The 1,243-nt window shown below is 68.4% G+C and carries 2 protein-coding genes; both read right to left on the bottom strand.

Annotated elements, in window-relative coordinates:
• Positions 1-391: chromate transporter (locus FJ309_17665; protein ID MBM3956402.1), on the bottom strand; the 391-nt coding region annotated here is incomplete at its 3' end.
• Positions 392-432: 41 nt separating this feature from the next.
• Complete coding sequence (locus FJ309_17660) at positions 433-1,242, bottom strand: fatty acid desaturase (protein ID MBM3956401.1); 810 nt, start codon at positions 1,240-1,242, stop codon at positions 433-435.
• Position 1,243 lies beyond the last annotated feature (1 nt).

The following is a 1,243-nucleotide window of genomic DNA, read 5'->3' as shown; positions in this document are numbered from 1 at the left end:
AGGCCGCCACCACCACGATCGCCAGCACCACCGGCTTGAGCGCGGCAAACACCGAAGCCAGCAGCGGCCACGTGCCCCACACGGCATAGAGCCAGGCCAGAGCGCTGAGCAACAGCGCCGAGGGCAACAGAAACAGTGCGCCGGCGATTAATCCGCCGGGCCAGCCATGCATCAACCAACCCAGGTAGGTGGCCAGCTGGGTGGCCTCGGGCCCGGGCAGCAGCATGCAGAAATTGAGCGCATGCAGATAGCGGCACTCACTCAGCCAGCGCCGATGCTCCACCAGCTCGCGATGCAACAGCGCAATCTGCCCGGCGGGCCCGCCGAAGCTCACCCAGCCCAGCTGCCACCAGAAGCGGCTCGCCTCCAGCAGGCTCACGCTGCGATCCAAACTCACGATGCGGCACGGCTGGCCGCTTCAGTCTGATGGCGTTAACCGAGCTGCTTGAGGGCTTCGCCGTAGCCCTGGCAACACGGCAAGGCTGGGTAGCCATGGGCGCGCAACACCGCCTGCAAGCGCGCCGTGGCCTGTGGCAAACGGCCCGTGGCAATCAGCGGGAAAGCATGGTGAGCGCTGTGATGCGGCAAGCCCCCCAGCCAACCGTTCAGCCAATTGGGCACTGCAACCGTGCGGGAGCCATACAGCTGGCTCAGGAGCGGATGGGGTTGCGGTTGCCAGAGCTGCCAGTGCTCGATGGCACCCCGGAGCTGCAGCAGCGCCCCCGCCACCCGCTCCACCACGAGCCAGCTCAGGGCATAGGCCAGCAGCTGGCCGTGCTGGACCACCAGCGCCAGGATCAGCGCCTGCACCAACACAATCCCGAGTCCATCGAGCAGCAGGGCGCGGCGCAGGGCCGGGTGCTGCGCCTGCAGCCGCAGGGCCTCCTGCAGGGTGCGCAGGATCAAACCGGCACCGCCCGCCAGCACCAGCCAGCGCCAGCTCCCCGGCTGCTGCTGCCGAATCCGCTCAGGGTCGCGCTGGTCGCGCCCATTCCAGCGGTGATGCAGACGATGCAACAACCGATAGGTGAACAAGGGCCAGGCCATCGGCCAGCTGATCAGCGCCGCTAGCGCCAACTCCAGCCGCGGCCGGCCCAGCAGGGTGCCATGGCAGGCCTCGTGGGTGGCAATCAGCAGCAGCGTTTCCGCCAGCGCCACCAGCAGCGCCGAAGCCAGCCGCAACGGCCAGGCCTGCAGCTGCCAAAAGCCGATCCCGCCAGCGGCCAGCAGAGCAAGCAGCACC

The organism is Planctomycetota bacterium, assembly GCA_016872555.1.
In the GTDB taxonomy this organism is placed as follows: domain Bacteria; phylum Planctomycetota; class Planctomycetia; order Pirellulales; family UBA1268; genus F1-20-MAGs016.
Note: the sequence above shows the minus strand (reverse complement) of the source record. Positions and strands in the feature narration are given on the sequence as shown.